The 24328-nt window shown below is 59.9% G+C and carries 20 protein-coding genes; 10 read left to right on the forward strand and 10 right to left on the reverse strand.

Features of this window, described 5'->3' with window-relative positions:
• The coding region (locus PH547_RS32110) for a VCBS domain-containing protein (protein ID WP_285170338.1) at window positions 1-2955 on the forward strand (2955 nt) is incomplete at its 5' end.
• Between the two features lie 210 nt (window positions 2956-3165).
• Here PH547_RS32110 and PH547_RS32115 read toward each other — a convergent pair.
• Together PH547_RS32115 and PH547_RS32120 are read right to left on the reverse strand one after the other, a co-directional pair.
• Window positions 3166-3471, reverse strand: coding sequence for a hypothetical protein (locus PH547_RS32115; RefSeq protein WP_104827488.1), 306 nt, complete (start codon window positions 3469-3471; stop codon window positions 3166-3168).
• An 83-nt stretch (window positions 3472-3554) separates the two neighbouring features.
• Entirely contained in the window at window positions 3555-3932 is a 378-nt protein-coding gene (locus PH547_RS32120; protein WP_104827487.1) for a winged helix-turn-helix transcriptional regulator, read from the reverse strand.
• A gap of 122 nt (window positions 3933-4054) precedes the next feature.
• On the opposite strand from PH547_RS32120, the gene PH547_RS32125 reads away from it, so the two are divergent.
• Window positions 4055-4432: a YybH family protein gene (locus tag PH547_RS32125; RefSeq protein ID WP_285170339.1), complete on the forward strand. Its 378-nt coding sequence runs from the start codon at window positions 4055-4057 to the stop codon at window positions 4430-4432.
• Window positions 4433-4481: 49 nt separating this feature from the next.
• On the opposite strand, the gene PH547_RS32130 is transcribed toward PH547_RS32125, so the two are convergent.
• Window positions 4482-6527, reverse strand: coding sequence for an SPFH domain-containing protein (locus tag PH547_RS32130; RefSeq protein WP_285170340.1), 2046 nt, complete (start codon window positions 6525-6527; stop codon window positions 4482-4484).
• Window positions 6528-7214: 687 nt separating this feature from the next.
• Here PH547_RS32130 and PH547_RS32135 point away from each other — a divergent pair.
• Both PH547_RS32135 and PH547_RS32140 read left to right on the forward strand, forming a co-directional pair.
• Window positions 7215-9776 carry a GcvT family protein gene (locus tag PH547_RS32135; protein ID WP_285170341.1) on the forward strand — a complete coding sequence of 854 codons (2562 nt, stop codon included), beginning with the start codon at window positions 7215-7217 and terminating at the stop codon, window positions 9774-9776.
• A gap of 391 nt (window positions 9777-10167) precedes the next feature.
• Window positions 10168-10827, forward strand: coding sequence for a DUF3313 domain-containing protein (locus PH547_RS32140; RefSeq protein ID WP_285170342.1), 660 nt, complete (start codon window positions 10168-10170; stop codon window positions 10825-10827).
• Window positions 10828-10905: 78 nt separating this feature from the next.
• On the opposite strand, the gene PH547_RS32145 is transcribed toward PH547_RS32140, so the two are convergent.
• The 4 genes from PH547_RS32145 to PH547_RS32160 form a co-directional block, all read right to left on the reverse strand.
• Complete coding sequence (locus PH547_RS32145; RefSeq protein WP_285170343.1) at window positions 10906-12144, reverse strand: ABC transporter permease; 1239 nt, start codon at window positions 12142-12144, stop codon at window positions 10906-10908.
• Window positions 12141-12830: an ABC transporter ATP-binding protein gene (locus PH547_RS32150; RefSeq protein ID WP_285170344.1), complete on the reverse strand. Its 690-nt coding sequence runs from the start codon at window positions 12828-12830 to the stop codon at window positions 12141-12143. Before PH547_RS32150 ends, PH547_RS32145 begins: the two co-directional genes overlap by 4 nt.
• A gap of 5 nt (window positions 12831-12835) precedes the next feature.
• Window positions 12836-13255, reverse strand: a complete 420-nt coding sequence (locus PH547_RS32155) for a hypothetical protein (protein ID WP_285170354.1) — start codon at window positions 13253-13255, stop codon at window positions 12836-12838.
• A 111-nt stretch (window positions 13256-13366) separates the two neighbouring features.
• Window positions 13367-15121: an alkaline phosphatase gene (locus PH547_RS32160; protein ID WP_285170345.1), complete on the reverse strand. Its 1755-nt coding sequence runs from the start codon at window positions 15119-15121 to the stop codon at window positions 13367-13369.
• Window positions 15122-15500: 379 nt separating this feature from the next.
• Between PH547_RS32160 and PH547_RS32165 the strand changes: the two genes are divergently transcribed.
• Window positions 15501-16418 carry a DMT family transporter gene (locus PH547_RS32165; RefSeq protein WP_285170346.1) on the forward strand — a complete coding sequence of 306 codons (918 nt, stop codon included), beginning with the start codon at window positions 15501-15503 and terminating at the stop codon, window positions 16416-16418.
• Between the two features lie 100 nt (window positions 16419-16518).
• On the opposite strand, the gene PH547_RS32170 is transcribed toward PH547_RS32165, so the two are convergent.
• Complete coding sequence (locus tag PH547_RS32170) at window positions 16519-17514, reverse strand: LacI family DNA-binding transcriptional regulator (RefSeq protein WP_285170347.1); 996 nt, start codon at window positions 17512-17514, stop codon at window positions 16519-16521.
• 263 nt (window positions 17515-17777) lie between these two features.
• Between PH547_RS32170 and PH547_RS32175 the strand changes: the two genes are divergently transcribed.
• The 5 genes from PH547_RS32175 to otnC all read left to right on the forward strand — a co-directional run bounded on the left by PH547_RS32175 (window position 17778) and on the right by otnC (window position 22769).
• Window positions 17778-19094, forward strand: a complete 1317-nt coding sequence (locus tag PH547_RS32175; protein ID WP_285170348.1) for an MFS transporter — start codon at window positions 17778-17780, stop codon at window positions 19092-19094.
• A 64-nt stretch (window positions 19095-19158) separates the two neighbouring features.
• Window positions 19159-20088, forward strand: coding sequence for an L-threonate dehydrogenase (gene ltnD / locus PH547_RS32180; protein ID WP_285170349.1), 930 nt, complete (start codon window positions 19159-19161; stop codon window positions 20086-20088).
• Window positions 20089-20091: 3 nt separating this feature from the next.
• Window positions 20092-20868, forward strand: a complete 777-nt coding sequence (otnI, locus tag PH547_RS32185) for a 2-oxo-tetronate isomerase (protein ID WP_285170350.1) — start codon at window positions 20092-20094, stop codon at window positions 20866-20868.
• A 3-nt stretch (window positions 20869-20871) separates the two neighbouring features.
• Window positions 20872-22134, forward strand: coding sequence for a 3-oxo-tetronate kinase (otnK, locus tag PH547_RS32190; protein WP_285170351.1), 1263 nt, complete (start codon window positions 20872-20874; stop codon window positions 22132-22134).
• Window positions 22131-22769, forward strand: a complete 639-nt coding sequence (gene otnC / locus PH547_RS32195; RefSeq protein WP_285170352.1) for a 3-oxo-tetronate 4-phosphate decarboxylase — start codon at window positions 22131-22133, stop codon at window positions 22767-22769. The genes otnK and otnC overlap by 4 nt, the downstream gene beginning before the upstream one ends.
• Window positions 22770-22836: 67 nt before the next feature.
• On the opposite strand, the gene PH547_RS32200 is transcribed toward otnC, so the two are convergent.
• Entirely contained in the window at window positions 22837-23715 is an 879-nt protein-coding gene (locus PH547_RS32200; RefSeq protein ID WP_285170353.1) for an MBL fold metallo-hydrolase, read from the reverse strand.
• A 332-nt stretch (window positions 23716-24047) separates the two neighbouring features.
• Window positions 24048-24328, reverse strand: a 281-nt coding sequence (locus PH547_RS32205) for an NAD(P)(+) transhydrogenase (Re/Si-specific) subunit beta (protein ID WP_285170270.1), incomplete at its 5' end; no start/stop codon positions are given.

Genomic DNA, 24328 nt, shown 5'->3' on the forward strand with positions numbered 1-24328 from the left:
GCCAAGAGCGTCACGGAAGCCGGTGGTGTCAACAACGGGACGGCTGGAGTGCCGACGGCGAATGGCACGCTTTCGGCGACGGATGTCGACAGCGATCATTCGTTTACAGCGCAAAGCGATGTGGCGACAAGCTACGGTCACTTCACGATCGGCGCCGACGGGCAATGGAACTATACGCTGGACAACAGCAACGCATCCGTGCAGGCACTCAACAGCACCGGCAGCAACACGACGCTGCACGACCTGATCACCGTAACGACGGCGGATGGCACGCAGCAGCAGATCGACATCACGATCATCGGTGCGAACGATGCCCCGGTGCTGAGCAGCACTGCTTCGACTGCGTCCTATACCGCGGGAGCCACGGCGCTGGTGCTGTCGAGCACGACGACCGTGTCAGACGTCGACAATACGACGCTGGCCTCAGCCAAGGTTTCCATCTCGAGCGGTTTTGCGAGCGGCGACGTACTGTCGGCGACGCTGACGGGGACGTCGATTACGGCAAGCTACAACGCCACAACCGGCGTACTGACGCTGACCGGCACCGACACGCTGGCGCATTACCAGGCGGTCCTGGACAGCGTGATGTTCGCATCGACGAGCTCCAGCGCGGCCACCCGGACGATCAGTTGGTCCGTCAATGATGGCGCGGTAAATAGCAGTGTGAGCACAACGACGCTCACGGTCGCCGCGCAGCAAAATGTGGCGCCGGTACTGGATCTGGATACTGGCACCAGTGGAGTCGATGCGTTAATCAATTACGCACGGAAGTCGACCGTTAGTTTGGCACCGCACGCTCTTGTCACGGACGCCGACTCCGCCAATTTCAATGGCGGAACACTGACCGTCACAGCGCCGGGTGCCTCAGACACATTATCTATCTCAGGTTTTTCCGCGGGCAGTTTTATTTATGGCGGGAAGGTTATCGGCACTTTCTCAACCAGTGGTCAGTCGCTGACGGTTAGTTTTAACGCGAATGCAACACCGGCTGCGGTAACGGCGTTGCTAAAGAACGTTCAATTCAGCTCGACTGCGAATTCGGGAACAGAAAGGGATGTTGTTTTCACTATCAACGACGGGCAAGGAGGATCGTCTTCCGCGCATGTGACCATACACCCTGTATCTATGCCCGCCGGCACTTCGGGCGAGGCCATCAACCTTGCACTTGCAGATCCGTCGCATCACGTCGGCGCGGTCACGTTGAGCGTTGCTGGTCTTCCTGCCGGCTGGGTGCTCAGCGAAGGCACGCATAATGCCGATGGCACCTGGTCCGTGGTGACGAACGATCCGTCGTCGCTGACGGTCACGTCGCCCGATGGCGTCACCGGCGCGCTGGTTCTTCAGGTCACCGAGACCTGGATCAATGCCGATGGCTCGACCGGCACGGCCTATGTGTCCGACAACATCGAAGCCTATGCCAAGGGCGCGCCGATTTTCGCCTGGTCGGGCGACGATACGCTCACCGCATCGAGCGGCAACGACACGCTGGTCTTCGCGAACACCATCGGCACGGACGTCGTGCACAACTTCGATACGGCGCATGACAAGATCGACCTGGTCGGCTTTGCGGGCTTCTCAAGCTTTGCGGACGTTCAGGCCCATCTGTCGAGCGACGCGTCGGGCAATGCCGTCATCACGCTAGGCGATGGTGAGACCATCACCTTGGCAGGCGTCAGCGCCGCGGCTCTTACGGCAGACGACTTCCTCTTCAACGAGACCGTGGTGACGCACAATACTGGCGACATGGTGCTTAGCGACGGTGCGCTGATGCCATTCAGCGGCACGCTCGACAACACCGGCAGCATCCATCTCTCTTCGACCGGCAGCGAAACGGCCTTCGAAATCGTGCAGCACGGCCTCACGCTGACCGGCGGCGGCACGGTGACGCTGTCCGACGATGCGGCCAACGTCATCTTCGGCAGCGGTGACGCCGTCACGCTGACCAACGTTGACAACACCATCTCCGGTGCAGGCCAACTTGGCGACGGTCACCTGACGCTGGTCAACGAAGGCACGATCATTGCCGACGGCAGCCACGCGCTCGTCATCGACACGGGTGTCAACGCTGTGAGCAACACCGGCACGCTGGAGGCGACCGGGACCGGCGGCCTCGACATACACAGCAGCGTCATCAATGATGGCGTGTTGTGGGCGAATGGCGGCAACATTAATCTCGAGGGCGATGTCAGCGGCAGCGGCACGGCGCTGTTGTCGGGCCACGCTGGCCTCGAAATCGGCGGCTCGTTCAGCCAGGCGATTACGTTGAGCACGGATGCCCAGGCTACGATCACCATCGACCACGCGGCCGCCTTCACCGGCACGATCGCCGGCCTCGACGGCAATGACGCGCTGCGCTTCGACGACATTTCTGCAGCGACCGCCAGCTTCTCCTATGCGGAAAACGCGGCGAAAACTGGTGGTGTGCTGACCGTCACCGATGGTACCCACACCGCCAGCATCGGTCTCACCGGCGACTACTCGGCCGGCGACTTCTCGCTCGGCCACGACGGCGACTATGCCGAGATCGACTTCGGCCACCTCTACGGCACCGACGGCAACGACACGCTGACGAGCGGTGGCGGTTACACCATGACCGGCGGCGCCGGGGCGGATACTTTCGTGCTCGATGCCCAGGCTCTGCACAATCTCAACATGGCTGACGTCATCACCGACTTCAGCCCGAAGGGAGAGGGCGATAAGCTGGATGTTTCGAACCTGCTGAACGCGCTGGTCGGCGAACATCCGGGCATGACCGAGGCAAGTGCTGTCGCGTCGATGACGGCAGCGGTCGACACCGCAACCAATTCGACGAAGATCAGCATCAACACCGGCTCGGAAACCCATGTGGTCGCCACGTTGCAGAACTACGCGCCGACGGGCCACGATGCCGTCCACGTGCTGTTCAACAACCACGAAGAGCAGCTTGCAACGCATACGCAAACCGCCGGCGCCTGACGCCTTTCCGTCGGCATAGAAATCTCAAGCGGCGCGTCTCAGACGCGCCGTTTTTATGAAAGCCACAGCGATGTGTCGATCGTGAAGTGTGTCCTAACGGTCGGTACCGATTGGAATGATGCCGCGCGGGCGAAGGATGGTTGTGGATAGCTCAACCGGATTTTGTCACCCGCCATGTATCGAAACTTCGCCACATGGCGGCGCGAGGTCTTAAATCCCTGACCCGTCGAGCTGCTCAACGTCGTCACCTTCCCAGGGGGAGGGCATCGAGGTGCGCTGGAGATTGGCCGAGGGCATCGGCATCCAGCACTTCAATTCCGGCTCGGCATATTCAACGATGCGGCCGGGCGAGGAATCAGAGGCGCGCCAGCCTTCTGCACCGAACTGATCGCCATTCGACCAATATGCGAGATCAACTTCTGCCGGCCCCTGTTCGGACGGGCGGATCGTGACGAGGATCCGGCTGCCGTCTTTCGGTGCGCTTGCCATGTGGCGCCAGCGGTCTGGCTCATCCATCTTTTTCCTCCTGCCTTGCTGCCGGCTACAAGTGTCGCTTCGCCATCGAAAACGGTCAACCCAAACTTTGCACAAGCCATCCTCTATCGATTGATCGTCCGTGCCTCCGCATCTGCGTGTCGTGCCTGCTCTATAAGGGGCTTCACATGGTCTTCAGCCCACAGCGCCAGTTCACGCAGGACCGGGACCAAGGTTTGGCCGAAGGGCGTGATCGAATATTCGACTTTGGGCGGCACCTGCGGATAAATCGTGCGCGTGATGATGTGATCGGCCTCAAGCTCGCGCAACTGCGTCGTGAGCATCCGCTGCGTCAGTCCTGGCAGCAGGCGTCCGAGTTCACCGAATCGTTTCGGCCCGTCCAGGACATGAAAAATCAGAATGGCCTTCCATTTGCCGCCAATGATGTCGAGTGCTGCTTCGACCGGGCAGTTGGCATAGACCTGATGACGTTGCTTGCGCATGATGTTCCACAATTTGGCGATTTGGGACAGTAGCTGCGCTATTTGTGCGTACTGTCCAAGGACACGGAAATCCTATTAATGGACGGCTCTCCCGCAACCGGGAAAATTTTAAAGGAGAGCAGATGTCACAGTCTCATGCCGTCGTCGAGTTGGAAAAAGCCGCAATGGCGCGGTGGTGCAATGGGGATCCCGATGGGTTCCTTGAACTGTCATCCCGCAATGTCACCTATTTCGATCCCTTTATTCCACGCCGCATCGACGGGCTCGATAATCTGCGCGCCCACTATGATACCATTCGAGGCAAGATATTTGCCTCGCGGTACGAATTCCTCGATGTGCGCGTAGAGGCGGTCGGCGACGTTGCGATTTTGACCTATCATTTCCACTCGTGGGCCGGCACGGAGGGGGCGATGCGCTGGAACTGCACGGAGGTCTTCCGGCACGAGCCGCAGGGGTGGAAAATCATTCAGACGCATTGGTCGTTTCAGGGAACGCAATGAGCCTATAGGCAGGATGCAAAACGGGCCGGGATGACCGGCCCGTTCACAATCAGTCCTGCTCGAGCGGCGCCGGCACCGCGGCCGGCGGTGCCTGTCGTCCAAGCCGGTCGGCGACCAGCATCGACAGCATCATTTCCACCAGACCATTGGTGGCACCCTTCTCGCCGGAGCCACCGCCGACCTGGATCTGCGGCACGAGCGGCAGCTTGCCGTTCTCGATCGCCTCGGCGAAGCGCATGAGCACCTGCGAGTTGAGCTGATAGTCCGGCCCGCCGAAGGCCGCGACCTTCTTCTCGGTGGCTTCGGCTTCCGCCAGGCCGACGGCGCGCACCTTCTCTGCATCGGCAAAACCGGTCGCCTTGATACGTTCGGCATCGGCAAGCGCGATGGCCTTGATCCGGTCGGCCTCACCGAGACCGGCGAGGCGCACCTTCTCGGCCTCTGCCTTGGCCGTGACCTGAATGGTTTCTGCCTGCTGGCGGGTGCGGGCGAGCTGCGCTTTACCCTCGTTCTCGCTGATCTCGATGGTGAGTGCTGATGTCGTGATCTTGGCCTGCTGTTCGGCGAGCGCTTCCTTCTCGCGCAATGTGCGCTCCTGGATCGCAGCCGCTTCCTGCAATTTATAGGTCTCGACCTTTTCAACGGCGATCTGGCGCTCGCGCAGTTGGATCAGGATCTGCTCTATGCTGTTCTGGCCATTGTTGGCGCGCGGCGTGCCGATCAGAACTTCCTGCAGTTCGAGGCTGTAGGAGGCAAACTTCTCACGCATTTCATCACCGGATTTGCGCTGGATTTCGCTGCGTTCCTGCAGCAATTGGATCAACGTCTTGGTCTGGGCGATATTCTTGAAATAGGCCGAGACCATCGGATCGAGCGTCTGTTCGACCAGCCGTTTGATGTCCCCGAAACGCTGTACGACAAGGGGCGCCTTCATATAGTCGATATGCACGACGACCGAGAGCGGCAGCACGGGTTCGAACGCATCCTTGGTGATCAGCGACACTTCGGAGAGATTCTCGTCCAGCCTGTGCTCGCCGAACTGTTCCCTGGACCATTTGAGCACGAAGTTAGTGGTCGGCACGATGACGATATTGCCGGCATAGGTGTTGAACGCATATTTGCCCGGCAGAAGCGGCGTCGACCAGACGCCGCGTGCGCCCGTCTCGACCAGTTCGCCATGGCGATAGGACTGGCCGGAAATATCCGCGCCTCGCCGGCCGGTATAGGAGACGACGACACCCACCGTGCCAACGTCGATGATCGTCTTCTCGACGAGTTCGACCGTTGCGAAGATGCGGTTGAGAAAGTAACTGCCGTCGGCAAGCACCTGCAATTGCCGGCCGCGATAACCGCCAGCATTGAGAAACTTCTCCGGGTCCTGGAAATTGTTGTGAAAATTCGGATCCTTCGGGTCGTTGGCAACGGTCGGCGCGATGATCTCGCCATCCGGCAGCGCCGGACCGTCGTGAATAGTGACGATGCCGATCAGGTCCTCGGCGTCGTGGATGACGACGGGCACAAATCCATCCCGTTCGGTGATCAGCGTGGACATGTCCGTAAACAGCTTTTGTTCCGACGAGCTCAGGTTTACGGCGTGGGTTGATTGTGCCGTCAGCACGATGAACTGCGCGAGATTGATGGCATAAGTGCCTTCGCGCAGGATCTTGCGCTGCGGACCCTTCTGGCCGCCCTTTAGGAGAAAGCCGCGCACGTCCTGGAAGTCATCGGCTTCGATATTCGAGGCGAGCGTCTGGGTCGGCGGCAACGACTTGCCGTCACGCGCGAAGACATAGCCGATCTGGCCTTGTGGAATGGTCACGAGGTTGGCGCGATGCATCGAATACTGGAACGGCATGAAAAAATGCAGGCCGCCGCGCACGACTTCCGGCTGGAACCCGGCCTCGCCGTTGAGCGCAATGAAGCCATTCTCGACGGAGCCGCGAAAGCTCCACAGCTTTTCGAGGATGCCGAGCCTGTCGTTGGGGATATAACGGACCAGGCCGCTCCACCGGAACAGGATTGCCAGCACGATGACCGAAACGGCGATTTCGATCGCCATCCATTCCATCGGGCTGAGATATTGTAAGGATTCCATCTCTTCTCTCCTATGGGCGCACGGGTTCGTCCATCCGACGGCCGCCCGGTTGGTGTTGGTTGTAAGACGGGGAGATTGCGCGCGGCTTTACGCTCGACGCATTAAGGGCGTGTCGAACGCTTGGGCTGCTCATTTGTCTGGGAAAATGACCGCGCGTCCCGAGTCCCCACTGAGGGACGGCGTGGTCGTGAGTGATCTCACATCGGTGTTGCCTTGATAGACATAACGATAGAGGACGTAAGGATTGCGCCTATAGGTTTAAAGACGTTCGATACGGAAATCGGATAAGTACTTTCAAGGATTTCGGTATTTCGAGCATTCAATTCTACTGATTTAGACCGTTTCGGTTGATTGTTGCGGCAGACGTTTCCTCTGCCCGGCTAGGCGACGGTGAGGAACGTATAAAAATCGACGGGAATCTCATGCTGAAGGTCCGGATGCACGGAAAATCGATGGCATCCCTGCGGCTGGAAGGATACCTAGCACCTGGCGAGCCTTGCTGCAGTCCCGTCAGAAGCGATCATTTCAGCGGATGTCTGCCAGGCGCGACCGGGTTGACCCGCAAGCTTCGGATGGCCCGCTTTGAACATCTACTGTCGGAGTCTGTCGCACGGCACATCGAAAACATTGCTAGACCCGGCCTGATACAGTCAATTTCAATGTCGTTAGAAACGAAGAGGGGTGAAAATGTCAGCGTTTCCCGAAAAAGCGAGGGTAGTCATCGTTGGTCTCGGAGGTATCGTTGGTGCGTCGATCGCGCATCATCTGATCGAACGCGGTTGGGACAACATCGTCGGCATCGATAAGTCGGGCATTCCTACTGACATCGGATCCACGGCGCATGCCTCGGATTTTTGCTACACCACCAGCCATGACTATCTCTCGGTCTGGACAACCCAGTACTCCATCGATTTCTTCGAAAAGCTCGGCCACTATGCTCGCATCGGCGGTCTCGAAGTCGCTCGCACCGGCGATGACGTTTGGATGGAAGAAATCAAGCGCAAGGTGACGTCGGCCAAGTCTTTTGGCACGCGCGCCCATCTCGTGACGCCCTCAGAGATCAAGAAGATGTTCCCGCTGATCGAGGAAGATCAGGTCATGGGCGGCATGTTCGATCCGGATGCCGGCCTCGTCGTTCCACGCTCGCAAACCGTAGCCGGCAAGTTGGTCGATGCCGCGGAGAAATCCGGTAAGCTTCAGGTGTTCGGCAATACGCCGGCCAAGTCACTGATTGTCGAAGGTGGCCGCATCAAGGGCGTCGTAACCCATCGCGGCACTATCATGGCTGACCATGTCGTTGTCTGCGCTGGCCTATGGGGTCGCCTGATCGCCGAAATGGTTGGCGAAGATCTGCCGGTCATGCCCGTCGACCACCCGCTGACGTTCTTCGGCCCCTACAATGAATTTGAAGGCACGGGCAAGGAAATCGGCTATCCGCTGCTGCGTGACCAGGGCAACTCCGCCTATATGCGCGACACCGGCGACCCGAAGACCACCGAGGGCGGTCAGATCGAGTGGGGATATTACGAGAAGGACAATCCGCGCATGTGCCATCCGCGCGAATTGCTCGAAAAGCACGAGGCGCGCCTCTCGCCTTCGCAGCGCGACCTGGACATGGAACAGATTCTCGAGCCGCTCGAGCGCGCGATGGAACTGACACCGATCCTCGGCGAGCTCGGCTATAATGAAGGCCACTCCTTCAACGGTCTCCTGCAGGTGTCTGCCGCTGGCGGCCCGTCGTGTGGCGAGAGCCAGAAGGTGCGCGGCCTCTGGTACTGCGTCGCCATCTGGGTCAAAGACGGTCCCGGATACGGCAAGTTGATTGCCGACTGGATGACCGATGGTCGCACCGAGATCGACCACGCCAGCATCGACTATTCGCGCTTCTACCCGCACCAGCTCGAAGAGAAATTTATCGAAGGCCGCTGCTACGAGGCCGCGCAGAAGATCTATTTCCCGGCGGTCCATACGCGCGAACCTTATGCCTCCGGCCGCAACGTCAAGCGCTCGCCTTTCTACGAGCGCGAAAAGCAGCTCGGCGGCTATTTCATGGAGCTGGGTGGCTGGGAGCGTGCTCACGGCTATGCCGCCAACGAACACCTGCTGGAGAAATACGGCGACCGCGTTCCGGTTCGCGAAAACGAATGGGACAATCGCCACTTCTGGCGCGTCTCCAATGCCGAACATCTGGCGATGAGCGAGGATTGCGGCATCGTCAATCTCAGCCACTTCTACATGTTCGATGTCGAAGGACCTGACCATGTCGAACTCATGGAATGGGTCTGTGCCGCAAAGATCGGCGGCGATGCCAATATCGGCAAGGGCATCTATACCCACTTCCTCGACGACGAGGGCATGGTGCGCGCCGACTTGACGGTCATTCGCATGGCCGATCGCTGCAGAGTGATCGATGGAGCGGACGCCGGCCCGCGCGATTTCCACTACATAAAGCGCATTGCCGAGGATAAGGGCTTCAACGTCACCGTCACCGACGTTTCCGAGAAATTCGTCACCATCGGTCTCTGGGGTCCGAACGCCCGCGCCACACTGAAGAAGGTCGTTGCCGATCCGGCAGGACTCGATCCCGAAAACTTCGCCTTTGCAGCGATCAAGCCGATCGTGATCGCCGGCAAGTCGGTCACGGCCTTCCGTATCTCTTATGTCGGCGAGCAGGGCTGGGAACTGCACATGGCGTACGAGGACGGCCTTGCGGTCTGGGATGCGCTGCGGGCAACGGGCGTCATGGCCTTCGGCGTCGAAACATATGCCAACTCGCGCCGCATGGAGAAAAGCCTGCGCCTGCAGAACGCAGACCTGCTGACCCAGTACAACCTGCTCGAATGCGACCTCGCGCGCCCGAAGGTTAAGGAAGCTGACTTCCGCGGCAAGGTGAAACATCTGGAGTACAAGGCACGCGACCATCAGCCGGCCATGCTCTGCACCCTCGTCATGACCGACAATGTCGACAGCAAGGGTGTTGCCCGCTATCCGCTCGGCAACCTCCCGGTCATGGATCCGGAAACCGGCGAGGTGCTGGTGGACGAACTCGGCCGCCGCTCCTACACGACCTCGATCGCCTTTGGCCCGACCATCGGCAAGAATATCGCGCTCGCCTACCTGCCATGGAGCCATTGCCAGGAAGGTCGCAAGCTTAATATCGAATATTTTGCCGAGACCTATCCGGTCGAGGTGGTTGGCATCGGTTACAAGCCGATCTACGACCCTGAAAGCCTCAAGCCAAAAAGCTAAGTCGAAGTGCTTGATCTAAGAGGTTATTGAAGCAATTGCCTGGCGCTCCCACATTTCGGCGGCGCCGGGCAAAGAATGCCTTTGTGCCGGGCCGGGCTCGCCCCGATTGTCCGGCTCGCACCAGTGCCCCGTTGCGCGACATCGGTGCCGTCCGTAACGCCAGCAAACTATCTGGCAATCGCGGATACCCAGTTCCGCTCCCATCCCTTCAAGATGGATTGCATCCACCGCTGGTAGTGGAGCCATATCCGGTCTGTCGGCATCCGACGGAGCTCAAAGACCGGCGTCAACATTTCTAAACATATCTGAACACACAGCAACGCGATCAGGCGCTATCGCTGGTTCAAGTGACATCTTTCGCCCGCCCATTTTTTTCACGAGAGAGATAATCTTGAAACTTGCTTCCAAAGCTTCGCTCGCATTCATCCTTATTGGGTCGGCGCTTGCCGGCTGCACGACGGCGGATCCGCTGATTTATTCCGGATTGGCGTCAGCGCCGAATTTGCAGCCCAATCCCCGCGACCCGAGTGGGCGCGTTCCTTTCCGCTATCGGGGCAATGCCGATTGGAAGCAGTATGACAAGGCAATTGTCGATCCGGTGACAGTCTATCGGGCCCAGGACAACCAGTTCATCGACATCGGCGAGCAGGACAAAGGCGAGTTGGCCAACTACATGCAGGCCCGCTTCACCGAACAGCTCAGAACCCGCTTCGGCATCGTCAATACGCCGATGCCGGGAACCTTGCGGATTCACCTGACGCTTACCGGCGCAAAGAAGACGACGCCGGTCCTTGGACCGTTCTCGCATCTTGATGTCGGAGGTAACGTCTACAACGTGGTCCAGGCTGCCCGTGACAAGGAGGGATCGATGACCGGCTCGGTTTCATATGCGGTCGAGATCTACGACGCCCCGAGCAATCGTTTGCTTTCCGCCTTTGTCGCCAAGCAGTTTCCCGGCGCGATGAACGTGGGCGCGAGCTTCGGCGCCCTCAAGGCCTCGAAAGTCTCGATCGACAAGGGGGCTGAGGCACTTTTAGCGCAGTTTCAATAGAACCAAATCCCTTATCTGCCGTTCAATGCCCGGTCGGAACACGTCTTAAGGGCTAAGTGTGCCCCGAGATCATTCCGGTCAGCCGCGGAGTGCGGCGGCGGGCGGTTGACGGTAAGCGAGGATAGCGGGCACGGACGCGATCGATGCCGCAAACGCCAGCAGCGCCGCCGCGAAGCCGATATCTTCGCGAAGGAATCCGACCGGCATGACGACGCCGCTATCCCCCGCCACGACCTCAGAAATTACCGCAGCCGCTGCATAGCCGATGCCGAATCCCATGGCGACACCAATGGCCACCAGCGCGAACAGCTCCAACCAGACGATCGCAAACAGCGCGCCGCGCGGGGCGCCGAAAGCCCTGAGCGCGCCGATCTGGCGCCGCCTCTGCCCGACATGCATGACCGTCACCAGCAGCAGCGCCGCCGCCACTAGGACCTGCGACCCCACAGCGATCGCAAACAGCACCCGTTTCGCATCGCCAAGTGTCGCATAGAGCCGGGTCAGGACCTCGGCAGGGAACACCGCCAGCGTTGCGCCGGCGCGGTATTGCTGCCTGAGTTTATAGGCATCGGCTATGGTCTTCGGCTTCACCAGAATTGCCGGCAGGCCGGGAACCTCATCATCCCACGTTTCATTCAACGGCGCATCCGGATCGATGGCATGATGCTCGTGCTCATCATGCGCTTCGGCGGGGTCTTCGTGATCGTCGTGATGGCCCATGCCGTGGATATGCCAGACCGCCTGGATCGGGACCAGTATGGCTCGATCCCAGGCCGTTCCGGTAGGTTTCAGGCGGCCGGTTACATGGTAGGCGAGTTCGGAGTGGGTATGTCCCCCTTCCTGCGCCGAGCCGTGCATCGGCTTGATTTCATCGCCCTGTTTGAGGGCGACGCCTGCGCCAATCACCGCCTCGCCTTCCTTTGCGAAAATTTTTCCCTCCGCCAGTTCCCCGGCGAGATTATGCACCAGCGCCGTCGTCGTGCCGACGATCGGATTGCCCATGAACGAATCCCCGAAGCCGATCGGGGCCGCCCAGGCGACGCGGGGATCGGCAGCGAGTGTTGTCAGCAGCCCGCCATCCGTCAATGGCAACGGCGCGGCCTGAAGGAAGACCGAGGAGAGCACGAGCTGGTTCTCGCTGCCGGCCGCGCCGATCACCAGATCGAATTTATCGGCGGCCCGTGCGCTGCCGAGCCTGAGCGCCCGTTCCTGCAGCGTAACCGTCACCCCGAGCGCCACGGCCAAGGCCACGATCAGAACGAGCACGGCCGAGCCGAGCCAGAATCTGCGGAGATCGGCCAGGATGAAACGGATCATGCTGCGTCTTCCATCGACCGGGTATCGTTGGCGATGCGCCCGAGGTTGAAGGTGATCTTGCGCTGGAGCTTGTCGGTCAGCCGCTCATCGTGTGAGACGACGATCAGTGTGCTCTTTTCCTGATCGGCGAGTTCCAGCAGCAGGCTGCCGACGGCTTCGCCGCTGTCGACATCGAGGCTGGCGGTAGGCTCGTCGGCGACAATAACGCCGGGTTTTTGCAGCAGCGCCCGGGCAACGGCAACGCGCTGCATCTCGCCGCGCGACATGGTCTCGATCCTTTGCCTGGGCTGCTTCAGACCTGCCCGCTTCAACAAATCATGTGCCCGTTCGACAATCTCGGCGGATGCCGCGCGGGCAAGCCTTGCCGGCAGCAAGATGTTTTCGATCGCCGACAGGCCGGCAAACAGATGAAAATCCTGCATCACCAGACCGACATTGGCACCACGCCAACGGTCCCGGCCGCCTTCGGAGAGCTTGGCTATGTTCGTGCCGCTCCAGTCGATGCGGCCCTGGCGTGCCCGTTCGAGCCCGGTGATAACGTTGACGAAGGTGCTCTTGCCGGACCCGGAGGCGCCAGTGACGGCCACGCGACCGCCGGCCGGAATCTGCAGTCGCTCGATCGTCAGCACCGGCGCGGCGAGCCCAGGAAAAGTGATGGAGATATCGGCGAGTTCGAGCGACAGCATCTTGTTCAGGCAACCCAATAGTTCGCGTCGCGCAATCTAAGCCGGCTTAGGAATCCGGTTTCCGGGTCCGTCCAGGAGCCGACTTCGAGCGTGCCGGCGACGGCTATCAGCGTGCCGGGTTGCACAAAGGTCTGCGCTTCTGAGAGATAGATGACGACAATATTGTCCGGCCAGTCGGCATCGGTCGAGCAGAAGGGGCAGATCGACATCGGGATTTCGGTCAGCACGAAAAATTTCGCTTCTGCCTTCAGCGGCGGCGCCATGAAGCCGCGCATCTGGATCTGTTGTCCGTTCAGAGACTTAACCTTGTCGGAAAATTCGAGGCCGAGCGCGCTGACCTTACCGTAAAGATCGCCGAAGGAAAGTTCGCTCGGCGAGGCGAGACTAGGCCCTGCGGTCACGACCAATGGCGACAGGCCGATCATCGCAAGCAGGCTGCGGCGGCTGACAACGGAACCGGAAAGAATGTTGCCCACGGCGCACCTCTTCGGAAATGACCTCCGGGCGGCCAATACCGCCCGGAGGTTTCTGGCAAATTACATAGTCTCTGCGCCGAGCGCAAAGGTATCGGCGAGAACGCGGTAGACGTCGCTCTCTTCCATGTAGCCCTTGAACTCTTCCGAACCCGGACCTGTTGCCTGCAGCACGACGTCGTCGACGGCATGAACGGCCGTATCGGCGTTGCGCGGCAGATTGCCTTCGCGAAGCACGGCGCCGGGAACGTCCTTGTACGCGCTGTTGGCGACGTATTCCTTCTTCTCGTTTTGAATTGCCGGCTCGAACGGGCCGTCCATCTTCGGACGGAAGGTTTCGTAATAGTCCGGATAGTTGTTGGCGAAGATGGCGAGGCGGCGACTCACGTCGACCTTGTCAGGGAAACCGTCGCCGTCCTTGTCCTCATAGTTCGGGAAGCCGGCATCGGCGTAGACGCCCACCTTCTCACGCATGTCCGTGCCCGGCTTTTCGTCATCGACCGTGCCGATGACCGAAACGCCATGCGTATGGTCGCCGGTGACGACGATCAGCGTATCGGGATGCGTCTTGGCGAATTCGCGGGCCATGCCGACAACCTGGTCGAACTCGATGGTTTCGAAGACCGAGCGCTCCCAGTCCATCGTGTGAGCCTGCTTGTCGATCGAGGCGCCCTCGATCATAAGGAAGAAGCCGTCAGGATTCTTGGAAAGCTGATCGAGCGCGACCTTGGCCATGTCCTTGAGGCCGGGCTGGTTCGGGAATTTGCCGACCGTGCCCTTCTTGAGGAATTCCCGGTCCAGCGTCACGTCCATGTTGCCGGTGTGGAAGAGGCCAAGGATCTTGCCGGTATTGGTGCCAGCGGCGGCTGTCAGCTCGGACTTATCGGTCGCCAGCGCGTAGCCATCGTCCTTGAAGGTTTTGACCAGGTCCTTGTCGTCCTTGCGCTTGGAGCCAGGGACGTCCTTCGGCAGGAAATAGGCCGAGCCGCCACCGAGGATCACATCCGGCTTGGTGTTGAGGAACATGGCGGCAATTTCAGCCTTGTCGCCGCGCTTGCGGGTATGGGAAATGACGGCGGCCGGCGTGGCATCTTCGAGTTCGGCAGTGGAAACGACGCCGATCGATTTCTTGGTCAGGCGGCGCACCGCTTCAGCGATGTTTTCGACACGCGGGTCGTCCAGCGAGTCCGGCGTGCGGTCGGCATAGACGCCGAGCGCGTTGATCGCGGTCTTGTGGCCGGTCATGTAAGCCGACATGGTGTTGGCGCTGTCGGTGGCTATCGCATTGGTGGACGATGTGCCGATGAATGCCATATGATCGAGGTCGTCCATGAAGAGGCGTCCATTCGCCTTGCCCTCGGTCATGCCTTTGGACATCAGGCGGGCAGCGGTGCGATGGCCGACGGAGAGGCCGTCGCCGAGCAGGAAGATGACGTTCTTGGCCTTCGGGGTCGCGGAGGTGCCGAACACGTCCCAGGTGACAGCTTTCGTCTGGCCGCCGGCGCTGACTTCTACCTTATAGGTGCCTGCCTTGCCGATCTTGGCGGAGCGCAGAATAACGGCAGAGCCGAGGCTCTTGTCATCCTTGCCCTTCTCGTCGGCCACGAAATTGAAATCGGCGCCGAGAACGGACTTGGCATCCTGGCCGTTGATGGTGATCTTCACGTCTTCCTTCTTGATGGCGCCGTCGAACTCGACCTTGAAGTCGAAAGGCGAGCCGACCAGGATCGTTGCACGATCGAGCGGATAGACGGTGGCTGCGTGGGAAACGCCGGCCAGCATGGTGGCGGCGGCAAGAGCGATTAGAGTTTTACGCATGGGAATCCTCGCGCGTTTGTGAAGTCACGTTACAGTGTCGTGATTAGCGGGCGATCGTGACACACGAATGACAGGCAGAAGGTAAGTGGTTGGACTTGCAGCGATATCAGTCTCACCGTATCGGTGTCGCCTGAAGCATCTGCATGGGAAAGCGGCCATTCAGGATACTTTCCATCGTCAACTATTTCAGCGAAGTAGTCACGTCTCCGACGTTGCCGGGTCGGTAGTAGCGGTTGTCCGTCGGCTTGTCTGACCGGTTTATTCATCGCTCCGATCTCTTGTAGCCGTCGTATTTAAGCCAGCACTTGACATCGGCGGCGTTAAGGTCGAAGCCGCACTTGGCCGCGCATGCGCGGCCGTTTTTGCGAGGATTCGGGGAATGAAGACCAAGACAGCCATGGCCAACGCCGGAAACCTGATCATGACCGGTGTCGTGCTGATGCTGCTCGGCGATCTGCTCTTTGCGTTGAATGATGCGATGGGCAAGTGGCTGGTCTCGAGTTTTGCCGTCGGTCAGGTGCTGGTGATCCGCTCGTTCGGAGCTTTTGTCGTGCTCGGACCGATGATCGTGAGACAAGGGCCGATGGCCTTGTTCCGCGTCGAGCAGAAAGGCCTCCAGCTAATGCGGGTGGCCATGGCGACTGGCGATGTCGGCCTGTTCTACGCTGCCGTCGCCTATCTGCCGCTCGCAGATGTTATGACCTTCTATATGGCCGGGCCGATCTATGTTGCGGCGCTCTCGCATTTCTTTCTTGGGGAAAGGATCGGCTGGCGCCGTTGGCTGGCCGTTCTGGTCGGCTTCGCTGGCGTCGTCATCGCGCTGCGTCCGTCCACGGCGATGCTGTCACTTCCATCGCTTTTCGGCCTCGCGGGCAGCTTAGCCTTTGCACTGACGCTGGTGATGAGCCGCTATCTGCGCTCGACCAGCGACACGACACTTGTGACTTGGCAGACGATCGCCGCCCTTGCCACCGGCATCGTCTTGAGCATCGGCCATTGGCGCCCGGCGACGCCAATCGATTGGTCCGGCATGCTACTGCTCGGCATCGTAGCCTCCTGCGCGCATCTGCTCATCACGCGCTCGTTGAAGCTCGCACCGGCATCGCTGCTCGCGCCGCTGCAATATACGCTGCTGCTCTGGGCGATTGTGCTGGGCTACATCTTCTTCAACGATATTCCCGATATGCAGATCATCATCGGCGCCGCGATCATCGTCTTTGCCGGTCTCTTCATCTTCCACCGGAAGAACCTGAAGGAAACGGTCCCGACCGAAGCCGTCCCGCCCGACGGCCATTGAAGGTCATGCCGTCAAGAACTTCGTTTCGCACGGTTCTTCTGACGGATTGACGAGATCGATCCGCACGGTCCGAGTTTGCCTGCCGTGGCGCCAAGTTTTGTCAGGCCGTACCGCCCGGCACGAGATCGAATCCGACATCGACCGTTTGGGGAGGAGCATCCTCCAGAAGGAGTTCCGCGGCCCGCCTTCCTATATCCACACGCCGCGTGAGAATGCTGGCGATGGGCTGCGGCGTATGGCGGCAGATATCGAGAGCGTTGAAGCCGATGATCGCGAGCCGGTCGGGCACGGAAATTCCCGCGGACAGGCAATGGAAATAACCCCCAAGCGCCATGTCGTCATTGGAGAAATACACGGCCTCGACGTCTGGGGATCGGCTTAAAACACTCGCCAATCCCGCTTTTCCCAAGCTGACGGAGGAAGGAGTATTGCGGATTTCCCGATCTCTCAGCGCGAGCCCCGCCTGGCTGAGTTGATCGACAAACCCTGCGAAGCGTTTTGCGCTGCGGGTGTCGCGTTCCATGTCGTGTCCGACATAAGCGATGCGTGTATAGCCTTTTTCAATGAGATGGGTGGCAGTCGCCTTGCCGGCCGATCGATGAGAGAATCCGACAGCGATATCAAGCGGTTCTCCATCGATATCCAGCAGTTCCAGAACACGGCATCCTGCGGCGCGAAGCAGCTTTCGCGTTCCCTCGGTATGCTCCAGGCCGACAAGCATGACCGCTTCCGGTCGCCACGCCAGAACGGCCGCGACAAGCGCCTCCTCCCGTAGCGGATCATATTCGGTAACGGCGAACACGGCCTGCTTCTGCCGCGTCTCAAGCGCCCGGGTAACGCCGCTCAAGACGTCGGCGAAGACGATATTCGAGAGAGAGGGCACGATGATCGCCACCAGGGGTGTGCCCGTCGACGCCAAGGCTCCCGCGATTCTATTGGGGACATAGCCAAGTTTGTCGACCGCCGCCATGACGCGGGCGCGCGTTTTCTCGGAAAAGGACCCATGATTGCGCAGCACACGCGAGACCGTGCTTTCGCCGACGCCGGCCGCGTCAGCAACCTCGGCCAGTGTGATCGGGGTGTTTTTCAGATCCATTTCCTTCCCCAGCTCGAGATTCTCACGAAATGTTCCTTCGAGTGCCTCGCGGGTTTCGGCTTGTCAATCAGGACTTTGGAAAGCGCGTCGCACTCCGAAAAGCGGCCTTCGCAAGCATATTAGAAAAGCACTCCTTTGTTCAATGGCAGCGCTGCCAAAAACTGCTTGGCAGCGCTGCCAAAATTGTTTATAGGAAATGGCAGCGCTGCCAATTTGGGGCGCGGGAGGCGGGACTACCCGTATTTTATCGGAGGAGGAGAGCAATGACGGTGCTGGATCAGGCATCGGCCGCCCGTGCGGGCGCGGCCGAAGCGGTAGAAAATATCGCTTACAAGAAAGTTTTCTGGAGAATTATGCCCTTGCTGATGTTCTGCTACGTGGTCGCCTATCTCGACCGCGTCAATGTCGGCTTCGCCAAATTGCAGATGTCCAGCGAGCTGGGTCTTTCGGAAGCGGCCTATGGTGCCGGTGCCGGCATTTTCTTCATTGGCTATTTCCTTTTCGAAGTGCCCAGCAATCTGCTCATGAACAGGGTCGGCGCGCGGATATGGATCGCCCGCGTCATGATCACCTGGGGTATCATTTCCGCCGCCTTCGCATTCACGTCCTCGGAAAGAATGTTCTACATTCTGCGTTTCCTGCTTGGTCTTGCGGAAGCCGGCTTTTTTCCGGGGATCATTCTTTATCTGGCATCCTGGTATCCGTCCCATCGGCGCGCCAAGATCATTGCGACGTTTATGTCCGCCATCCCGGTTTCCGCCATTTTCGGAAACCCGCTTTCGGGCTGGATCATGGACAGCCTTCACACCTTCAACGGCATGTCCGGATGGCAATGGATGTTCATGATTGAGGCCATCCCCGCTGTGCTGCTCGGCTTTGTCGTCCTTTGCTATCTCGACAACCGTATTGAAGATGCGAAATGGCTGGATCAAAAGGAGAAAGATGTTCTGTTCGCCAACATGGAGGCTGAGAACCGGATCAAGACAGCGAGTCCCAGCAGCCTCGGTGCGACCCTGCGCGACGGTCGGGTATGGCTGATGAGCCTCATCTATTTCTGCTTCGTGCTCGGTCAATACGGCCTGAACTTTTGGATGCCGACGCTCGTCAAGGCTTCCGGGGTTGTCGGCAATTTCAACGTCGGCCTGGTCTCGGCAATCCCCTACATCTGCACATTCATCACTATGCTTGTTCTCGGACGCTCGTCCGATCACTTCCGCGAACGCCGTTGGCATCTCGTCGTCCCTGCCATGATCGCCAGCATCGGCTTCATCGCCGCAACCGCCGCATCGAGTACCGGGGTCGCCATCGCGGCGCTCTCGCTGGCTGCTGCCGGCGCGATCACCTGCGCACCGCTATTCTGGTCCCTGCCGACTGCCTTTCTGGCCGGCACGGGTGCCGCAGCCGGCATCGCGTGGATCAATTCGGTTGGCAATCTTGCGGGCTTCCTGGGACCGTTCATAATCGGTTATCTCAAGGACGCCACAGGCAGTAACTCCATTGGTATGTATTTTCTGGCGGCGGCATTGATCGTCGGTTGCATCGCAACACTTTCCGTGCCGGCAAAGACGGTAAACCGCTGAATGAGTGCCTCCCCGACATCAGGCGCCGGGGAGGCCAACCGCTGTATCATTTAAGGATCATCATATGACAACCCTTCAGGAAAACGCGGAAACGCCCCAGGTGGCGGCAGTCATTGGTCTTGGCGCCATGGGCATGGGCATGGCCCTCTCGCTCAAGAAGGCCGGCTTCGATGTGATCGGTGTCGATGTTTCCGCGGATGCCGTTTCCCGCTTCGTTCAAGCAGGGGGCCGCTCCGCTTCCAGCATCGTGGAAGCCGCGAAAGAGGCCGACATCGTTGTTTCGGTGGTCGTCAACGCGGCGCAGACGGAAAGTGTCCTGTTCGGTGCGGGCGGCATTGCCGATGTCATGCGTCCCGGCTCCGTATTCATCTCGTCCGCAACCATGGATCCTGCCGTGGCCGGCAAGCTTGCCGCGCAGCTCGAGGCAAGGGCCGTTCACTATCTCGACGCCCCCATTTCGGGTGGAGCGGCGCGCGCCGCCAGCGGCGAGCTGACGGTTATGGCCTCGGGGACAAAGGCTGCCTTCAGCGCCGCGCGCCGCGCGCTCGATGCCATGGCCGCTAAGGTCTATGAGCTCGGTGAAACCGCTGGCGCTGGCGCTGCCTTCAAGATGATCAACCAGTTGCTCGCCGGTGTTCACATCGCCGCCGCCTGTGAGGCGATCTCGCTCGCCGCGAAACTGGGACTAGATCTCGACAAGGTCTACGAAGTGATTACCGCATCCGCCGGCAATTCGTGGATGTTCGAAAACCGCATCCCCCATGTGCTCGCCGGCGACTACACGCCCCTCAGCGCCATCGATATTTTCGTCAAGGATCTCGGCATCATCCAGGACATGGCGCGGTCCGAACGCTATCCGGTGCCGCTCAGTGCCGCGGCGTTGCAAATGTACCTTGCGGCTTCCGGCGCCGGCATGGGACGCGACGACGATTCGTCGCTCGCACGCCTTTATGCGCAACTGTCCGGCGCCTCGCTTCCGGAAAAGACGAGGTGAGCCATGCCAACCTTCGCCGCCAATCTGACGATGATGTTCAACGAATGGTCGTTCCTTGACCGTTTCGACGCTGCCGCCGAGGCCGGGTTTTCGGCTGTCGAATACCTCTTTCCCTATGACTTCAAGCCGGAAGATATCCAGGAACGGCTTGTCCGCAACGGCTTAACCCAGGCACTTTTCAACATGCCTCCGGGTGATTGGGCCGCCGGCGCGCGAGGGCTGGCATCGCTGCCGGACCGCTTCGGCGATGTGGACGAGGGCGTGACCCGCGCGCTCGTCTATGCCGAAGCCACTGGCGTCAAGAAGATTCACCTGATGGCCGGCCTCGCCGACCGCAGCGATCCACAAGCGCAGGCCAGCTATCGTCGTGCGGTGGAGCATGCCGCTCATCGACTGGCCGAAAAAGGCATCGATCTTCTGCTGGAACCCATCAATGGGCGCAATATGCCCGGCTATTTCCTCAATGATTTCCATACGGCTGCGCAGATGATCGATGAATTCGGCCTCACCAATGTGAAGCTGCAGTTTGATATCTACCATTGCCAGATCATTCATGGCGACGTGACGACACGCCTGCGCAAGCTAATGCCAATCAGCGGGCACGTGCAGATTGCCAGCGTGCCGTCGCGTCAGGAGCCGGACGGCGAAGAGCTTAACTATCCATTCCTGTTTTCCGAGCTCGATCGCCTCGGCTACACGGGCTATGTCGGCTGCGAGTATCATCCTCGCGGTCGAACGACGGACGGTTTGGGCTGGTTTGAACCTTATAAGCGGGGATGAGCGATGGGTATTCTTCTTGGCGTCATAGCCGACGACTTCACCGGGGCAACTGATATCGCCAGCATTCTCGTACGCGAGGGAATGCGGACGGTGATGTCGATCGGCGTACCCGCGCCGGCATTCGACGTTCTTGACGCCGATGCCGTCGTCGTTGCGCTAAAATCCCGGACCGCTCCCGTCGCGGAGGCTGTCGCGCAATCGCTCGATGCCCTTCAGTGGCTGCGGACACACGGCGCCGAGCAGATTTTCTTTAAATACTGCTCGACATTCGACTCTACCGCCCAGGGCAATATCGGTCCCGTCGCGGATGCCTTGAGCGACGCGCTTGATGCGAAGATCGCGGTAGTCTGTCCTGCCTTCCCGAAGAACGGGCGGACGGTGTTCAACGGGCATCTTTTCGTCGGCCGCCAGCTATTGCAGGATTCGCCGATGAAGGACCATCCGTTGACGCCGATGCGCCGTTCCGACCTCGTCTCGCTGATGGCGGAACAGTCGGCCCACAACGTTGGTCTCGTTCCTCATGAGGTCGTCTCCGCGGGCGATGCCGCGATTGCGGAAGTTTTTGCCGGTCTCACAGAGACCGGACAACGCTACGCCGTTACGGACGCGATCCATGACGAGCATCTCCGGTCCATCGGACGCGCCGTGCGCGGTCACAAGCTCGTAACCGGCGGCTCGGCGCTCGCCATGGGCCTGCCAGCCAATTTCGGCATTTCGCCGCGCAAGCCGGTCGAACGCGCCTCTCAATCCTCGACGCCGCCACGAGCGGCAATCCTCGCCGGCAGTTGCTCCGCCGCCACGCGTCAGCAGCTTGCCAGGGCTAGGGCACTTTGGCCGAGCCGCAGGATCGACCTGGACGCCATAGCCGAAATGCATCCCGTCGTAGAGCAGGCCCTTTCCTGGGCGAAAAGCCAGCCTGCCGACCGGCCGGTCGTGATCTACGGATCTGCCGATCCCGATGAGGTGGAGGCAAACCAGGCGAAATACGGGCGCGAGCAGGCCGGCGCCATGATGGAGCATACACTGGCCGCCATCGCGGAAGGACTTGTGGCGGATGGCGTCAGCCGGTTGCTGGTGGCAGGAGGAGAGACTTCCGGAGCGGTGATTTCGGCGCTCAAAATACAGGGACTTTCCATCGGTGCCGAGATCGCCCCCGGAGTGCCATGGACGACGACGCTTTCCGATCGGCCCTTGCAGGTGGCGCTCAAAAGCGGCAATTTCGGTGGCCCGGATTTTTTTGAACGCGCCTTGGATATTCCCGCATGAGCGAAACAAAAATTCGCGACCAGATCGCCGGCTATGCAAAATCGCTTTTCGATCGCGGCCTGACCGCTGGATCGACCGGAAACATCAGTGTCCGCATCGACGATGGTTGGCTGATGACCCCCACGGGATCGTCCATGGGAACGATCGACCCATCACGCATCGCCAAGTTGGACGAGGCGGGGCGGCACGTTTCGGGCGACGCACCCACCAAGGAAGCGTTTCTCCATCGCGTCATGTACGACAAGCGGCCGCGTGCGAGAGCTGTCGTCCATCTGCATTCGACCCATTCTGTCGCGGTTAGCTGTCTCTGCGGGATTGACCATGACGATGTGCTTCCGCCGCTTACGGCCTATTACGTCATGCGCGTCGGACGTCTGCCTCTCGTCCCGTATTATCCGCCCGGCGACGAGGCCCTGGCCAAGGCGGTTGCGGAGCGGATTTCCGATAGCCATGCAGTGCTGCTCGCCAACCACGGCCCGGTTGTTGCCGGCGCCGATCTTTCCGAGGCGGTCTATTCCGCCGAGGAACTTGAGGAAACCGCCAAACTGTTCCTGCTGCTACGCGGTGAGAAAACCAGACCGTTGAGTTGCGACGAGACGACCGAACTGCAACGGCGCTTCCCCGCCAAGTGCTGATGCTCGGCGAGAACTCGGGATCGGCAGAGGCTTAGCGGATCGTCTCCTGGCTGGCTTATGCCGATCGCTAACTCAACGGCACATAGGCGTAAGTCTTGTCGCCGTTATCGCGAACATGGCCAAGCCCAGGAAAGGGGAGGTGCGCGCCCCCGATCATGCACCGGCTTTTCGCTGTGTCGTCGAAGACGCGCCAGTGCTCCTGTTCGGCCTGGGTCCGGTCGACATCATATCCGATCGTGACGGTCGGATCGACGAACTGAACTGCGGCGACATGGACGATATCGCCCCACAGGAGCAGCTTCTCCCCCTTACTTTCTATCTCGAACATCGTGTGTCCGGGGGTATGCCCATAGGCGGGTTGCGCTCGAATTCCCGGGATCAGATCGGTACTGCCCTCGAAAGTCTTCAGCTTGCCAGCTTTCATATAAGGGGACAGCGAAGCCATGGTCGCCTGGAAGAAGCGCTTCGCCTCGGCGGGAGCGGCGCGCATTTCTTCTTCGCTCAGCCAGTAATCTGCGTCGCGCTTATCGGCGCGGATAATCGCATTCGGGAAAGCGCGTTCCTTTCCGGACATCAGGCCACCGATGTGATCTGTATGCATGTGGGTGAGATAGACTTCATCCACTTGTTCTGGCCTGTAGCCAGCCGAGCGTAGATTGCCGAGCAATTTGCCGGTGTGCGGCCCCAATAGAGTGCCCGCGCCCGCATCGATCAAAACCAGTTTGTCGCCGGTATTCACAAGAAAGGAATTGTGGGAGGTCTCGACCTGCTCGCCGAGAAAGTCGCTTTTCAAGGCTTCGGCTATCCGCGCGGAGTTCCCTTGCAACAATTTCATCGCTGCAAGGGGGAGCTTGCCGTCGGACAGCACCGTTACCTCGTAGTCGCCAACCATCAAGCGATAGAAGTCGGGTGCTTCGCTCGCAACTATCGGCGCGGCAGCAAACAAGGGGCCAGGCACGGCGCACCCAATGCACATGCACGACGCGATAAGAAGGGAACGGCGGGTAAGGTTGATCGGTCTGTTCTCAGTCATCGCTGGCTTCCTCTGGCTGTCGATTGCGGACCGTGCGGTGGGACATGCGAATGCACGATGAAGTCAAATCTTCATTGCGCCCGCCTAGCGGTGCACCGGACGAAGGTTTGCACGGCGCCTTCATACCGGTCTAATTCAGAGTTTGAGGGGATCATCATCATTGAGATGAATGATGGTCGGGGTGGGGGCGGGTTTGATCTGGACCCGCAACAACTACGCTCGTCGCAAGGCTGCGCGCATCCTGCCTAGCCGATCATCGGCAAGAGCTCGCTGACCGACTTCTTGGCATCGCCGTAGAACATGCGGGTGTTCTCCTTGAAGAACAGCGGGTTCTCGATGCCGGAATAACCGGTGCCCTGACCGCGCTTGGAGACGAAGACCTGCTTGGCCTTCCAGACTTCCAGCACCGGCATGCCGGATATCGGCGAATTCGGATCTTCTTGCGCCGCCGGGTTGACGATGTCGTTCGAGCCAATGACGATGACGACGTCGGTATTGGGGAAATCGTCGTTGATCTCGTCCATTT

The organism is Rhizobium cerradonense (genome assembly GCF_030182455.1).
Classification (GTDB): domain Bacteria; phylum Pseudomonadota; class Alphaproteobacteria; order Rhizobiales; family Rhizobiaceae; genus Rhizobium.

What these genes read in the sequence shown, in the direction of transcription:
- PH547_RS32115 (WP_104827488.1), bottom strand. Translation starts at nt 3,471, where the DNA reads ATGGATGAGCCAGACCGCTGGCGCCACATGGCAAGCGCACCGAAAGAC.
- PH547_RS32120 (WP_104827487.1), bottom strand. Translation starts at nt 3,932, where the DNA reads ATGCGCAAGCAACGTCATCAGGTCTATGCCAACTGCCCGGTCGAAGCA.
- PH547_RS32125 (WP_285170339.1), top strand. Translation starts at nt 4,055, where the DNA reads ATGTCACAGTCTCATGCCGTCGTCGAGTTGGAAAAAGCCGCAATGGCG.
- PH547_RS32130 (WP_285170340.1), bottom strand. Translation starts at nt 6,527, where the DNA reads ATGGAATCCTTACAATATCTCAGCCCGATGGAATGGATGGCGATCGAA.
- PH547_RS32135 (WP_285170341.1), top strand. Translation starts at nt 7,215, where the DNA reads ATGTCAGCGTTTCCCGAAAAAGCGAGGGTAGTCATCGTTGGTCTCGGA.
- PH547_RS32145 (WP_285170343.1), bottom strand. Translation starts at nt 12,144, where the DNA reads ATGATCCGTTTCATCCTGGCCGATCTCCGCAGATTCTGGCTCGGCTCG.
- PH547_RS32150 (WP_285170344.1), bottom strand. Translation starts at nt 12,830, where the DNA reads ATGCTGTCGCTCGAACTCGCCGATATCTCCATCACTTTTCCTGGGCTC.
- PH547_RS32155 (WP_285170354.1), bottom strand. Translation starts at nt 13,255, where the DNA reads ATGATCGGCCTGTCGCCATTGGTCGTGACCGCAGGGCCTAGTCTCGCC.
- PH547_RS32160 (WP_285170345.1), bottom strand. Translation starts at nt 15,121, where the DNA reads ATGCGTAAAACTCTAATCGCTCTTGCCGCCGCCACCATGCTGGCCGGC.
- PH547_RS32165 (WP_285170346.1), top strand. Translation starts at nt 15,501, where the DNA reads ATGAAGACCAAGACAGCCATGGCCAACGCCGGAAACCTGATCATGACC.
- PH547_RS32170 (WP_285170347.1), bottom strand. Translation starts at nt 17,514, where the DNA reads ATGGATCTGAAAAACACCCCGATCACACTGGCCGAGGTTGCTGACGCG.
- PH547_RS32175 (WP_285170348.1), top strand. Translation starts at nt 17,778, where the DNA reads ATGACGGTGCTGGATCAGGCATCGGCCGCCCGTGCGGGCGCGGCCGAA.
- ltnD (WP_285170349.1), top strand. Translation starts at nt 19,159, where the DNA reads ATGACAACCCTTCAGGAAAACGCGGAAACGCCCCAGGTGGCGGCAGTC.
- otnI (WP_285170350.1), top strand. Translation starts at nt 20,092, where the DNA reads ATGCCAACCTTCGCCGCCAATCTGACGATGATGTTCAACGAATGGTCG.
- otnK (WP_285170351.1), top strand. Translation starts at nt 20,872, where the DNA reads ATGGGTATTCTTCTTGGCGTCATAGCCGACGACTTCACCGGGGCAACT.
- otnC (WP_285170352.1), top strand. Translation starts at nt 22,131, where the DNA reads ATGAGCGAAACAAAAATTCGCGACCAGATCGCCGGCTATGCAAAATCG.